Source organism: Streptomyces sp. NPDC059248 (assembly GCF_042753905.1).
GTDB lineage: Bacteria > Actinomycetota > Actinomycetes > Streptomycetales > Streptomycetaceae > Streptomyces.
On the sequence record NZ_JBHYZV010000007.1, the window covers coordinates 74,540 to 88,526 of the forward strand.

The following is a 13,987-nucleotide window of genomic DNA, read 5'->3' on the forward strand; positions in this document are numbered from 1 at the left end:
CAGCACGTGGGGAGGTCTTCGAAGTGAGTGAACCGCGGTCCGCCCCCACCGTGGGGCAGGTCGTCCTCGGCAAGCGCCTGCAGGATCTGCGCGAGCGCGCCGGACTCAAGCGCGAGGAGGCCGCCAAGGTCCTCCGCGTCGCCGCGGGCACCATTCGCCGGATGGAGACCGCCGAGGTCGCGTTGAAGATCCCGTACGTACAGCTTCTGCTGGACGCCTACGGCATCGGCGACGAGGAGGCGCGCGGCTTCATCGAGCTCGCCGAGGAGGCCAACAAGCCCGGCTGGTGGCAGCGCTTCCACGACGTCCTCCCCGGCTGGTTCAGCATGTACGTCAGCCTGGAGGGCGCCGCCAGCCTGATCAGGGCGTACGAGCCGCATTTCGTCCCCGGACTGCTGCAGAGCGAGGACTACGCCCGCGCGATCATGCTCAGCGGGGCCATCGGGCAGACCGATCCCGATGACATCGAGCGCCATGTGGCGCTCCGGATGGAGCGGCAGTCGCTGCTGCTCCAGCCCGACGCACCCAGACTGTGGGTGATCATGGACGAGACGGTGTTCCGCAGGCCCGTCGGCGGCCCCGGCGTGATGCGCGAGCAGATCGACAGACTGCTCGAAGGCGCCGAGCTGCCCCATGTCACCCTGCAGATCGCGGAGTTCGCGTCCGGACACCACCCCGGCACCTATGGGCCGTTCGTGCTGTTCCGGTTCGCGGTCCCCGAGCTCCCGGACATGGTGTACAGCGAATACCTCAGCGGGGCCGTCTATCTCGACGCCCGCCCCGAGGTCGCCTCGCACCTTGAGGTTCTGGACCGCATGGCGGCCCAGGCCGCGACTGCACAACGCACGAAGGAGATCCTCAACGATCTCCGCAAGGAGCTGTGAATGGATCACATATACAACGGGATGCCGGCCACCGAGCTGGGCGACGCGGGCTGGCACAAGCCGTGGAGCGGCGGGAACGGCGGCAACTGCTTCGAGACGATGAAGCTGGCCGACGGCCGGGTGGCCGTGAGACAGTCCGCCGATCCCGAAGGCCCCGCCCTGATCTACACCCCGGGTGAGATCGCCGCGTTCATCCAGGGCGCCAAGTCCGGCAAGGCGGACTTCCTGCTCACCTGAGCGGATGCCACCGGCCGGCGCGGCCACGGGGCACCCCGACTCCGCCGCCGCTCCCGCCCGTGATCCCCGCCCGGTTCCGTTCCGCTCACCGATTACCCGATACCGATACCGATATTGATGGTGTTGATGTCCGACCGATCCTCGTCCGACGGCTGTTTACCCTCGTCGACCAGACCGTCCCCGGCTACCCGGCCGTCGCCCGACCGGCGACCGGACCGGAAAGCCTCGTGGTGGCCGCTGCCACCGCGGAAGAAACGGCGTGCGGGCCCGAGCCCCGCACGCCGTTCGTCATTTCCCGGGTCCCGGGACCCGCGGGGCGCCGGACCCGGGCGGCGGCGGTTCAGTCCCGGTCGTCGTCCGGTGTGAAGAGATACCGGTCGAGCATGATCCCCGCGTCGGCGAGCACCCCCGGATCGCCCGCCGGGTCCTCCCGGAAGGCCAGATCGAGCAGATTGCTGCCGACCTGGACGGCGAGCCCGACCCGGCGGAGCGACTCGTCGTCGTCCGGCACCCCGTACTCCCGTACCAGCACCCGGTGCGCGAGCCGCGTGATCGTCGTGTCCGCCAGGCGGGCGTCGTCCTTGAGCACGGCCAGCCGGGGCCCCACGTACCAGATCCGGTGATAGCCCGGATGCGCCCGGAAACGGTCCGCGTACGCGTCGAGCAGCAGGGTCATCAGCTCCCGCGGCCGTTCGGGCATCGGCCCGGCGAGAATCCGCTCCGCGATCTCCACATCGTGGCGGAGCCAGCGGCGGACGAGTGCGACGACGATCGCGTTCCGATCCGGAAACAGCTCCCGTACCGTCTCCTCGGGCACATCCGCCCCGGCGGCGATCCGCGGTATCCCCAGATCCTCGCAGGCCACGTCCTCCAGCAGAGCGGCGGCGGCGTTCAGGATCCGGTCGGACATCTCGCGGTGCTGCTCGTCGTCCATGGAGGCCACCGTATCGACCGGCGCAGGTGGTCCGCACCGGCGCGCGAGGGGGCCCGCGCGCGCGGATACGAGCCGGTCGCGTACCCGCGGACGATCCCCCCGGTGATCACCGGCATGTACACGATCTAGGGTCGACCGAGTGCCCGACATATCGATGACCACCCTGATCGCCCTCGCGCTCGCCGCTGCGGCCGCGGGCTGGATCGACGCCGTCGTGGGCGGCGGCGGACTGCTGCTGCTCCCGGCGCTCCTGCTCGGTCTGCCCCAGGCCCCGGCCGCCCAGATCCTCGGCACGAACAAGGCCGTGGCGATCGTGGGCACCACGGGCGCGGCCGTCACCTATCTGCGCCGGGCCGCCATCGACGTCCGTACGGCGGTACGGATCGGACTGGCCGCGCTCGCCGGTTCGACGCTGGGCGCCTTCTTCGCGGCGGGCATCAGCAGCGCCGTCCTGCGGCCCGTCATCATGGTCGCCCTGGTGGCCGTGGCCGTGTTCGTGCTGCTGCGCCCCGGGTTCGGCACCGGCGCCGCGGAGGGCCCGACGACCCCCGCCCGGGCCCGGGTCGTCACCGCGATCGTCCTGGTCGGCGGCGGAATCGGCTTCTACGACGGACTCTTCGGACCGGGTACCGGAACGTTCCTCGTGCTCGCGCTGACCGCCGTACTCCATCTCGACCTGGTGGCCGCGTCCGCGACGGCGAAGGTCGTGAACGTCTGCACCAACGCGGGCGCGCTGGCGATGTTCGCCTACCAGGGCTCGGTGCTCTGGCAACTCGCGGCCGTCCTCGCCGTGTTCAACCTCGCCGGTGCGACCGTCGGGGCGCGGATGGCGCTCAGCAAGGGCAGCGGCTTCGTCCGGGGCGTTCTGCTGACGGTGGTCATCGGCCTGGTGGCGAAGCTGGCGTTCGACCAGTGGGCCGGGTGACGGTTTTCTGCCCGGACGCGGAGTTGTCCACAGGCCGGGGACCGGCTCCGCGGGATCACGTACGGTGAGATCACCTTCGAGACGAGGTGGTGTGAGCCCATGGTGGAACCGTCCGCGCCCAAGCCCTCCGGCGGCGGGTTCGTCCGCGACGGGGTGTGGCACTCGGTCCCCCGTAGAGCCGTGCCCGGCGCCCCCGTCGACGCCCTGATCCTGGTGGACGCGCAGACCGCCTTCCTCTCGGGGCCGGAAGCCGTCCCCGACGCCGGGAAGCTGCTCGCCCGGCTGACTCCGCTGCTGGCCCGGGCCCGCGCGGCGGACGCGCTCGTGGTCCATCTGCGCAACGACGGCGAGCCGGGCGCCGTCGACGAGCCCGGGAAGCCGGGCTGGGAGCTGTATCTGCCGGTGCGCGAATCGCCCCGGGAAGTGGTGCTCGCCAAGGCCACCGACGACGGATTCGACGGCACGGGCCTCGGCGATCTGCTCGACCGCCACGGTGTGCGGAGCGTCGTGATAGCGGGCGTGCTGTCGGAGATGTGCGTGAGCGCGACGGCCGCGGGCGCGGTGGAGCACGGCCTGCGGGTCGTCCTGCCCCATGACACCCACACGACCTACGGCCTCGACGACATCCCGCCGTCCGTGGTCTCCCGCGTCGCGGAACACGCGCTCGGCTCCGACCCCGAGTTCGTGACGACGGCGGACGCGGTGACGTTCACGAGACCCGGGGCGGCGGCGGGGGAGACGGCGTAGCCCCGCGACGGCCGTCGCGGATACAGGATCATCGGCCACCCGCCGGAACGGTGCGGGCCATCCCCGCGGGGGCACGGGCCGCGCATCGTACGGGGACTCGGGACTCGGGACTCGGGGCCCGGAGTACCGAGAGCGTCGGTGATCCGGCCGGGGTGACGGTGATCATATCGATTCCGGAGGATCTCCCCGGTGACCGTTCCGGTCCCGTGGTAGACCGGACGCGGACAGTGCCGCCGTGGTGAACCGGCGGGAGGAAGACGGGGGTTCGGGGTGCGGGGACGACGACAGCTCAACTACCGGGACGCCGTGGCGATCCTGACCGGGGACAGCGCCGGGCTCGCCGCCGCCGACCGGGCGCTCGGGGGAGTGCTCTCGGTCGCGACCGGCGGTGTCAGCGACGCCGTGCTCAATCTGCTCGACGCACAGGGGCGGGTGCTCCGGCTCGGCCGGGAGCTGACGGCCAATCTGCGCGGCGGACTGACCGACGCCGACCGGGCCACCCGGACGGACCGGATCGCCGCCGCCCACACCGTCCTCGTGATCACCGCGTGGTTCGAGGCGCTCGGCGAGGCCGAACTCCCCTTCCGCCTCCAGGACCTGGAGCTGACGGGACGGGAGCAGGTGGCGATCACCGGCGGCGGCTGGACGCCGGGTACCGACTTCTTCGGCGCCCTGGTCGACTTCGCCGTCAGCCCGCCCGCGCCCCATCGGCCGTACGAGGAGAACCTCGGGCTCGTCCGCTCCCGCTACGGGCTGTTCTGGCGCGGGCTCGCCGACTTCGTCCGGGGGCTCGCGCTCTACGAGAGCCTCGACGACGGCGCCCGCACCTGGGTGGCCCGGGTGGACGACTCGCTCGTCGACCGGGCCGTGGACCGCTACGAGGAGCTGTACACCCAGCTCGCCGGGGACGTCCCCGAGTTCGGCTTCTGGTCCGGGCAGATCGAGCACCAGGCCACCCGGATCACCGTCCGCCAGTCGCTCACCGGAATCGAGGCGACCCTCACCGGCCTGAGCACCGCCCAGCCGCCGCGCCACGCCGCCGCGGCCCTGGTCACCGGCTACCAGGCCGCCCTCGGCCGGGCGATCCTCGCCGAGGGCAACGCCCCGGCGGGCGTCCTCATGCCCAGCCTCGGCGAGGGCTATATCGACCCCGACTTCCGGCTCCGCGAGGTCGCCCCGGGAGCCGCGGGACCCGCCGACGAGGACTGGTGGGCCTCGTCGGACGTCCGCTCCGACCTCACCGAGTGCCTCGCGGGACTGCTCACCCAGCCCGAGTACACCCGTACCCCCCTCGTCGTCCTCGGCCAGCCCGGCGCCGGCAAGTCCGTCCTGACCAAGATCCTCGCCGCCCGGCTGCCCGCGGCGGGCTATCTGCCGGTACGGATCCTGCTGCGCGAGGTCCCCACCGACGTCGAAGTCCAGGACCAGATCGAGTACGCGGTCCGGGCCGCGACCGGCGAACGCGTCACCTGGCCCGAACTCGTCCGCGCCGCCGGGGACGCCGTCCCCGTCCTCCTCTTCGACGGCTACGACGAACTCCTCCAGGCCACCGGGGTCAGCCAGTCCGACTTCCTCACCCGCGTCACCCGCTTCCAGGAACGCGAGGCCGACCAGGGCCGCCCGGTCTTCGCCGTCGTCACCAGCCGCACCGCCGTCGCCGACCGGCCCCGCTACCCGGAGGGCACGGTCGCCCTCCGCCTCGAACCCTTCAACGCCGGCCAGGTCGAACTGTGGCTCGGCTGGTGGAACCGGATCAACGCCGCCTATCTGGCCGGGCGGGGGCTGCGCCCCCTCCCCGCCGAGGTCGCCGTACGCCATGGCGCGCTCGCCTCCCAGCCGCTGCTCCTGCTGATGCTGGCCCTGTACGACGGCACCGACAACGCCCTCCAGCGGGCGACGGCCCCCGGAGCCGAGTTCGACGAGGCCGCGCTCTACGAGCAGTTGCTGACCTCCTTCGCCGCCCGCGAGATCATGAAGTCCGACCCGGGGCTGCCGCAGCGCGAGCTGGAGGCCCGCGCCGAGCAGGAACTCCAGCGGCTCTCCCTGATCTCCTTCGGGATGCTCAACCGCCGCCGCCAGTGGATCACCGCCCAGGAGGCCGAGGCCGACCTGGCCGCGATCCTGGGCCGCGACGCCACCGTCGGCGACGACTTCCAGGCCCCGCTGAGCCGGGGCGAGATCGCCCTCGGCCGGTTCTTCTTCGTCCAGCGGGCCCAGGCGTTCCGCGACAACGAGCGGATGGCGACCTACGAGTTCCTCCACGCCACCTTCGGCGAGTACCTCGTCGCCCGGCTCGCCGTCCAGCTGCTGGAATCCCTCCTCGACCAGCGTCCCGCGCTCACCGTCGGCAGGACCCGGGTCGACGACGAACTGCTATATGTCGTCCTGTCGTTCGCCACCCTCGCCTCCCGGCAGATCCTCCCCTTCGCCGCCGCCCGGATCGCCCGCATCCCCGAAGCCGACCGGGAACGCCTCGCCGAACTGCTCCTCACCGTCCTCGCCGACCACCGCACCCGGACGGAGCACCGCTACGCCGACTACCGCCCCGAGGTCCGCGCCACCTCCTCCCGCCACGGCCTGTACTCGGCCAATATCGTCCTGCTCGCGGTCATGGTCACCGGCCGGCTGCTGGGCAGTCGGCTCTTCCCCGGCGCTGACAACCCCGTCGCCCTCTGGCACCGGCGGGCCCTGCTGTGGCGGGCCGCGTTCCGGGAGTCGGAGTGGACGGAGTTCGCCCTCGCCCTGTCGGTCCGGCAGACCTGGCGCGGCGAGTACCAGGATCTGGAGATCAGCCCCGGGCTCGACGGCATACTCCGGGAGCCGATCCGGCTGAACTGGCTGCACGGGCGGCGGCTCCAGGAGAACGTGCCCGGGAGGACCGCCGAGTGGATCCGCTCCAGGCCCGAGCAGATCCGGCACAAGATGGTCGTGTCGGGCGGGAACAACGACGCGATCGTGCTGCACGCGGTGGATCCGTTCCTCACCTATATGCCGGACGCGGTGACCACGTTCAGCAGTGACCGGGACGGGGAGGTCGGTTCGGTCGCCCACCGGTTGACGAGACTGTGGCTGCTCAGCTCCATCGGCGGGGACGGCGTCCGCCTGGCGGACGAGTACAAGAGCTGCATCACGGCGCTGGTCGACGAGTACGGCCAGAACGTGCTTGTCCTCCGTCAACTGGAGTTCGACGCGGGGAGACTCGCCGCCGATTCCCTGATCGAGATCCTCGGCATGCTGACTCGTGATCCGTCGTACGAGTGTCGGCTCTTGCTGCGTGCGGCGGATGCCCACACCCACGACGAGGCGTTCAACGCCTACATCGTGAGCAGCCTCCAGGCCTTCGCGGAATACCACATCTCGGCCTTCGTGGGTCTCTGCGATCTGCCCCTGGGAATCGCCGGTCGGCAACACCTTCGTAGGGCCGTCGCCGAGGTCTTGCGCGATGAACCAGCCTTGAACGAGCCCCCTGGTGTCATCGACCGGGCCCGCCGCTTCCTCGCCGAGAACCCGCCCGCCCCCGTGCCTCCCGTCGATTAGTCCGCCGACCGCCCGCGCACGACAATGGACGCATGGCTTCACGATCCGCCCGCGCCCGGCGCGCGCCCGCTCCCGAGCAGCTCGCCGCTGAGACACCCTGCCCCTGCGGGCTGCCCGCCGCCTACGGGGCGTGCTGCGGGCGGTTCCACTCCGGTGCGGCGCAGGCCTCCAGCGCCGAACTGCTGATGCGCTCCCGCTACACCGCGTTCGTCGCCGAGGACACCGCGTATCTGCTGCGGACCTGGCACCCGGACACCCGGCCGCCCACCCTCGACCTCGACTCCCGGATGGTCTGGGAGGGCCTGGAGATCACCGACACCACCGAGGGCAGCCCGTTCCACACCACCGGAACGGTCACCTTCCGGGCCCGCTACCGGCTCCGGGGACAGCGCGGAGAGCTGCATGAGCGCAGCACCTTCGGGCGGGTCGGTGGTAGGTGGGTCTACGTCGACGGCACCTTCATCGAGTAGCCGCGACACCTCCTGTACACGTCAACGGGCCTTTAAATAGGGCCTGTTGTTTCATAAAACGCATTGGTCTATACCTTGACCGCGCCCTGTCCGAGGCGCTTGGGTATGCGTAACCACCCCCCAAACGCGGTGTGTCTGGTCGCCCCGGCCTCCCACTGGGGCGGTCAGGCATGTCCACGTATGCGCGAAAGGTCATTGGACCGTGCTCAAGACCCGAATGAGAGCTGTGATGGCCGCCGTGCTCGCGGCGGGCTCGCTGCTCGCGACGGCCCTGGTGCCGAACGCCACCGCCGCCCCTTCCACCACCCCGGTGGACGAGTGCGCCGTAGCCCCCGCCTGGGCCGCGGGCCAGAACTACCGTACCGGCGACATCGTCAAGTACAACGACGGCAGCGTCTACATCGCCGAGCGGGCCAACCCCGGGTACAACCCGGTGGTCAGCACCTACTACTGGGACCCGTACACCTGTGGGACGGGCGGCAACCCCGACCCGAACAGCTTCGTGGTGAGCGAGGCGCAGTTCAACCAGATGTTCCCGCGCCGGAACCCCTTCTACACCTACAAGGGCCTCACCGACGCCATGAAGGCGTTCCCGGCGTTCGCCCACACCGGTACCGACACGATGCGCAAGCAGGAGGCCGCGGCCTTCCTCGCCAACATCAGCCACGAGACCGGCGGGCTCTTCTACATCAAGGAGATCGACGAGCGGAACTACCCGATCTACTGTGACCGCGACCAGCCCTACGGCTGCCCCGCGGGCCAGGCCAAGTACTACGGCCGCGGGCCGATCATGCTGAGCTGGAACTTCAACTACAAGACCGTCGGCGACTGGCTGGGCATCGATCTGCTCAACGACCCCGACCTGGTCGAGAAGGACCCGGCCATCGCCATGATGACGGCGCTCTGGTACTGGAACACCCAGGACGGCCCCGGCCCGGTGACCGCCCACGACGCCATGATCAGCGGCGCCGGGTTCGGCCAGACCATCCGTGCCATCAACGGCGCGCTCGAATGCGACGGCGGCCACCCCGCCCAGGTCCAGAGCCGCGTCAACCGCTACACGAACTTCACCCAGATCCTGGGTGTGCCGACCGGCCCCAACCTCCCCTGCTGACCGGGTAGTCCACGGCCGCGGGCAGGGGAGTCCGCCCCTGCCCGCGGCCCGGCTCAGCGGGCCGCGGTCCCCTTCCCCACCATCAGCCGGGGATTGTAGGCCGCCAGCACCTTGTTCGCCCGGGCCATCTCCGACAGCAGCCGCTCCCGGTCCGCCCATTCGCGGCCGGGCAGCGGCGCGCGCAGCAGGGTGATCTCCCGCATGGCGCTGTCCGCCTCCATCTCGGCCGTCAGCACGTGGGCGGGCATACAGGAGCCGATCAGCGCCGCGACACGGTCGGGAATCGGTACGGGAACGAGCGGTGACGCGGTCACGGTGTCCAGTCCTTCTCTTGCCCGGCGGTCGGGATCGACCGGAGCGACGGGATCGTACGGAGCGACGGGGCCGTACGGGAGGTGCGCACCGCGGGGACTCGTCCGGGCTCGTGTCACCGGCGGCACCGGCGACATACCTTACGACAATGTGCACCGCACACCCGAATCGATCATCATACGACGTCGGGGAGTTGACGGCCATTGACGGCCCGTCACGAACCGTCCGGCGCCGACAGCACATCGGCGAGGTCGTAGCCCATCGGCTCCTCCAGTTGGGCGTAGGTGCAGCCGGCCGGGGTCCGGTCGGGGCGCCAGCGGCGGAACTGGGCCGTATGGCGGAATCGTGTGCCCTCCATATGGTCGTACGCCACCTCCGCCACCCGATCGGGGCGCAACGCCACCCAGGACAGGTCCTTCTTGCCGGTCCAGCGGCTCACCGCCCCCGGCAGCCGTGACGACTCATGGGCGCTCGCCTGTGCCCAGGCCGCCCAGGGATGCGCGTCGGCCGGGTCCATCCGCAGCGGCTCCAGCTCCGCCACCAGCTCGGCCCGGCGCTTCATGGGGAACGCGGCACAGACGCCGATGTGCTGGAGCGCCCCCGAATCGTCGTACAGTCCGAGCAGCAGTGACCCCACCACAGGGCCGCTCTTGTGGAAGCGGTAGCCCGCGACGACGACATCCGCGGTCCGCTCGTGCTTGATCTTGAACATCAGGCGGGCGTCGGGCCGGTACGGCAGATCGAGCGGCTTGGCGACGACCCCGTCGAGCCCCGCGCCCTCGTAGCGGTCGAACCAGGTCAGGGCCAGCTCGCGGTCCGTGGTGGCGGGTGCCAGATGGACCGGTGGCCGGGCGGTGCGGAGCGCGTCGGCGAGCAGGGTACGGCGCTCGGCGAGCGGGGTGTCGAGATGCGATACGTCGCCGATGGCGAGCAGGTCGAAGGCGACGAAGGAGGCCGGGGTCCGTTCGGCGAGCGCAGCGACCCGGGACGCGGCGGGGTGGATGCGCTCGGTGAGCCGGTCGAAGTCGAGCCGTCCGCCGTGCACGATCACGATCTCGCCGTCGACCACACAGCGGTCGGGCAGATTGCCGGCGAGCGCCGTCACCAGTTCGGGGAAGTAGCGGGTCAGCGGTTTTCCGGTACGGGAGCCGATGACGATCTCGTCCCCGTCGCGGTGGACCACGGCCCGGAAGCCGTCCCATTTGGCCTCGTACTGCATATCGGGCGGGATGGTCTTCACGGACTTGGCCAGCATCGGCTTGACGGGCGGCATCACCGGGAGATCCATAGCTGAATTGTCCGGTATCTCATCTCATGCGGCAGAAGTCGGCTCGGCATACCCTGACGGACATGGCCGGCCGAGCGATGGAACTGGAAGTGGGGGAGCGGACCGTCAGGGTCTCCAACCCCGACAAGATCTACTTTCCCGAGCGCGGATACACCAAGCTGGACATGGTCCGCTACTACCTGGCCGTCGGCGACGGCATCACCCGCGCCCTGCGCGACCGTCCCACGACCCTGGAGCGTTACCCCGACGGAGTGACCGGGGAGTCCTTCTTCCAGAAGCGGGCCCCCAAGTACCTGCCCGACTGGATCCCCACGGCCCACATCACCTTCCCCAGCGGCCGGTCCGCCGACGAGATGTGCCCCACCGAACCCGCCGCCGTCGTCTGGGCCGCCAATCTGGGCGCCGTCACCTTCCACCCGTGGCCGGTACGGCGCGACGACACCGACCACCCCGACGAACTCCGGATCGACCTCGACCCCCAGCCGGGTACCGACTACGAGGACGCCGTCCGGGCCGCCCACGAGCTGCGCGACGTCCTCGACGGCGTCGGACTGCGCGGCTGGCCCAAGACCTCCGGCGGGCGCGGGCTGCACGTCTTCGTCCCCATCACCCCCGACTGGACCTTCGTCCAGGTCCGGCGGGCCGCCATCGCCTGCGGCCGGCTGCTGGAGCGGCGGATGCCGGACCGGGTGACCATCAAGTGGTGGAAGGAGGAGCGCGGCGCGCGGATCTTCGTCGACTACAACCAGACCGCCCGCGACCGCACGATCGCCTCGGCCTACTCCGTACGCCCGCGTCCGCACGCGCCGGTCTCCGCGCCGCTGCGCTGGGACGAGGTCGACGACGCCAGGCCCGAGGACTTCGACATCACGACGATGCCGGGACGGTACGCCGGTCTCGGCGACGTCCACGCCGATATGGACGACCACCGGTTCGGTCTCGAAGAGCTGCTGGAGGTGGCCCGCAAGGACGAGGCCGACCACGGGCTCGGGGACCTGCCCTATCCGCCGGAGTATCCGAAGATGCCCGGTGAGCCGAAGCGCGTCCAGCCCAGCCGGGCGAAGCAGCCGGAGCAGCCGGAGAAGTCGGAGAAGCCCGAGCAGCCGAAGTAACCGGGGCGGCCCGAGCAGCAGGAGCAGCCGGCGTCACCGGGGCGCGCACGGCAGACGGCCCCCTCCGGAGAGGGGGCCGTCGTCCGGTCAGCAGCCGGGTGTCACAGCTCCTGGATCCGGATGTTGCGGTACGAGACCACGTCGGTCGTACCGTGCACCTGGAGGCCGAGATACCCGAGCGCGTATCTGCGGCCGTCCGTCCCGACGTCGTCCGCGCGCGGCGGGGTGAAGGCCTGGCCCGCCGTGTTCTCGAACCGGTTGATCAGGACGCCGTCGCGGTAGACGGAGTACGACTGGCCGACGACCCGGATCTCGTAGTCGTTCCAGCTGCCCTTGGGCGTCACCCCGGCCCCGGCGAGACCGACCCGGTCGAACCCGTAGACGGAACCGGTCTTGTACATATCGCCGTCCGGCCGGTCCAGGATCTGCACCTCGTGCCCGTACTTGATGGCCACCCACTCCGGACGCGGTTCCTCCGGGTTCTCGTGGACGTACGGGAAGCGGACGAAGACCCCGCTGTTGGCGTTGCCCGCGCCGGGGGCGTCGTCCCGCCACTGGAGCTTGAGGGAGAAGTCCCCGAACTGCCGCTGCGGGAACCACAGCATGCCCAGTCCGCCCCGGGTGGTGCCGCTGGTCATCGAACCGTCCTCGTTGAGCGCGAAGGAGCCGCCGCCCACGTGCTGCCAGCGGTCGAACGACTTCTTCGTGCCGTCGAACAGGTCCTGGTAGCCGGTGTTCTGTCCCGGCTTCCCGATGCCCGACTGCCTGGCCGCCGCGTACACCTTGCGGTGCTCGCGCGCGTCGACCACGTTCTCCTCCAGCAGCCGGTCCAGCACCTGGTCGACGTGCTTGAGGAAGAGCGCGTGCGACGACCACGCCTTCTCGTCCTCGATCAGCTCGTTCACCGTGCACCTGGACCGGGTCATCCGGTTGGGCACCCCGCTGTCGGCGGTACCCACGATCACGGTGAGCCGTTCGTCCCACTCGGGACAGTTCGGGGCCGGGACCCCGCCGCCCTCGGCGACCGTGAAGGTCGCGCTCAGCGCCGCCGAGGTGTTGCCCGCCTTGTCCGTCGCCCGGTACCGGAGCGCGTGGTAGCCGACCCGGTCGACGACCACCGGCGCGGTGTAGGCGAGATAGGGGCCGCCGTCGAGGGAGTACTCGATCCGCTCCACACCGGTACCGCCGTGATCCGTGGCGCTTACCGCCACCTTGGCGCTGGTGATGTACGCCCCGTCGGAGTTCCGTACCCCCGTCACCTCGGCGCCCGTCACGGGCGGAGTGGTGTCCGGCTGCGGCGGGGTGACCACCGTGAACTCGACGGACTTCGGGGCGGCCGCGTTGCCCGCCCGGTCCGTGGCCCGGTAGCGGACCGTATGCGTCCCCACCTGGTGGACCATCACGGGGGCGGTGTACGGCAGCCAGGCGCCGTCCGCGCCCAGCGCGTACTCGATGGTGTTGACGCCCGAGCCGGTGTCGGACGCCGTCACGGTCACCGTCGCCATATCGAGATAGCGGCCCTGGCCGTCGCGTTCACCGCTGACCGTCGCCGAGGTCTCCGGCGGTGTCCGGTCACCGGTCGGCGGGGCCGCCACCCGGAAGTCCACCGTCTTCTCGGCCGCCGTGTTGCCGGCCCGGTCGGTGGCCCGGTAGCGGACCCGGTGCTCCCCGACGGTGTTCACGACCACCGGCGCGGTGTACGCCTGCCAGGGTCCTTCGGCCCCGGTGGCGTACTCGATCCGGTCGACGCCCGACCCCTCGTCCGTCGCCGTCACGGCGACCGTGGCGGCCCCGACGTACGCGCCGTCGGCGTTGCGGTCGCCGGTCACCTTCGCCTCGGTGGCGGGCGCGGTGGTGTCCTCGCCCGCCGGGTCGGAGACCGTCAGGATGCCCTGCATCTGGCCGTGCCCCGGGATGGTGCAGAAGAAGCGGTAGCGGCCCGGGGTGAGGGTGACCTCGGCGGTGTGCTTGCCGCCCTGGTCGTCGTTGGGGTTGGCCAGGATGTTCAGCGGTACGTCGTTGTTGTACTCCGGGTCCGAGACGTCGAACGTCAGGGTGTGCGGCATCCCGGTGGTGTTCCCCGCCGCCCGGCTGTTCTCGAAGACGATCGTCGTCCGGCCCGCCACCGCGGTGGTCGGGAAGGTGAGATAGCGGTCGATCGGATCGCCCGCCGTCCAGGTCAGGGTCTGCGCCGCGGCCGACGCGGGCCGCTGGTCCGACCGGACCTGCCCGGCCTGCCCGTTCTGCCCGTTCTGCCGGGCCGGGTCCGCCGCCTGCTCGGCCCGTACCGCCCGGGTCTCGCCGAGCGCGCCGCGGGCTGCCGGGCCGGCTTGGCCGTCCTGGCCGAATGCCACGGCCGACAGCAGTCCGACGACCATCACCACCGCCGCCACCAGGGCCGTCCACGGACTGGGCACGGTCCCTGCT

Annotated in this window: 12 protein-coding genes; 8 read left to right on the forward strand and 4 right to left on the reverse strand. The window is 71.0% G+C overall.

Features of this window, described 5'->3' with window-relative positions; genetic code table 11:
* The first annotated feature begins 23 nt into the window (after nt 1-23).
* Complete coding sequence (locus tag ACFXG1_RS04990; RefSeq protein WP_384721783.1) at nt 24-884, forward strand: helix-turn-helix domain-containing protein; 861 nt, start codon at nt 24-26, stop codon at nt 882-884.
* A complete protein-coding gene (locus tag ACFXG1_RS04995; RefSeq protein WP_384721780.1) occupies nt 885-1,121 on the forward strand; it encodes a DUF397 domain-containing protein in 237 nt (78 codons plus the stop codon).
* 340 nt (nt 1,122-1,461) lie between these two features.
* Here the strand turns inward: ACFXG1_RS04995 and ACFXG1_RS05000 are convergent, their stop codons facing one another.
* Complete coding sequence (locus ACFXG1_RS05000) at nt 1,462-2,055, reverse strand: hypothetical protein (RefSeq protein ID WP_384709125.1); 594 nt, start codon at nt 2,053-2,055, stop codon at nt 1,462-1,464.
* Nucleotides 2,056-2,194: 139 nt separating this feature from the next.
* Here ACFXG1_RS05000 and ACFXG1_RS05005 point away from each other — a divergent pair, with 139 nt between their 5' ends.
* The 5 genes from ACFXG1_RS05005 to ACFXG1_RS05025 all read left to right on the forward strand — a co-directional run bounded on the left by ACFXG1_RS05005 (nt 2,195) and on the right by ACFXG1_RS05025 (nt 8,848).
* Complete coding sequence (locus ACFXG1_RS05005) at nt 2,195-2,980, forward strand: sulfite exporter TauE/SafE family protein (protein WP_384709122.1); 786 nt, start codon at nt 2,195-2,197, stop codon at nt 2,978-2,980.
* Between the two features lie 99 nt (nt 2,981-3,079).
* Entirely contained in the window at nt 3,080-3,727 is a 648-nt protein-coding gene (locus ACFXG1_RS05010; protein ID WP_384709119.1) for an isochorismatase family protein, read from the forward strand.
* 270 nt (nt 3,728-3,997) lie between these two features.
* Nucleotides 3,998-7,264, forward strand: a complete 3,267-nt coding sequence (locus tag ACFXG1_RS05015; RefSeq protein WP_384709116.1) for an NACHT domain-containing protein — start codon at nt 3,998-4,000, stop codon at nt 7,262-7,264.
* A 32-nt stretch (nt 7,265-7,296) separates the two neighbouring features.
* Nucleotides 7,297-7,734, forward strand: coding sequence for a YchJ family protein (locus tag ACFXG1_RS05020; protein WP_384709113.1), 438 nt, complete (start codon nt 7,297-7,299; stop codon nt 7,732-7,734).
* Nucleotides 7,735-7,936: 202 nt separating this feature from the next.
* On the forward strand, nt 7,937-8,848 hold the full coding sequence (locus tag ACFXG1_RS05025; protein WP_384741080.1) for a glycoside hydrolase family 19 protein: 912 nt from the start codon (nt 7,937-7,939) through the stop codon (nt 8,846-8,848).
* Between the two features lie 53 nt (nt 8,849-8,901).
* On the opposite strand, the gene ACFXG1_RS05030 is transcribed toward ACFXG1_RS05025, so the two are convergent.
* Entirely contained in the window at nt 8,902-9,162 is a 261-nt protein-coding gene (locus tag ACFXG1_RS05030) for a hypothetical protein (RefSeq protein ID WP_384709107.1), read from the reverse strand.
* A gap of 212 nt (nt 9,163-9,374) precedes the next feature.
* Nucleotides 9,375-10,448: an ATP-dependent DNA ligase gene (locus ACFXG1_RS05035; protein WP_384709104.1), complete on the reverse strand. Its 1,074-nt coding sequence runs from the start codon at nt 10,446-10,448 to the stop codon at nt 9,375-9,377.
* 62 nt (nt 10,449-10,510) lie between these two features.
* Here ACFXG1_RS05035 and ligD point away from each other — a divergent pair, with 62 nt between their 5' ends.
* Nucleotides 10,511-11,560 carry a non-homologous end-joining DNA ligase gene (ligD, locus tag ACFXG1_RS05040; protein WP_384709101.1) on the forward strand — a complete coding sequence of 350 codons (1,050 nt, stop codon included), beginning with the start codon at nt 10,511-10,513 and terminating at the stop codon, nt 11,558-11,560.
* Nucleotides 11,561-11,661: 101 nt separating this feature from the next.
* Here ligD and ACFXG1_RS05045 read toward each other — a convergent pair whose 3' ends face one another.
* Entirely contained in the window at nt 11,662-13,938 is a 2,277-nt protein-coding gene (locus ACFXG1_RS05045; protein WP_384741136.1) for an OmpL47-type beta-barrel domain-containing protein, read from the reverse strand.
* Between the last annotated feature and the right edge of the window lie 49 nt (nt 13,939-13,987).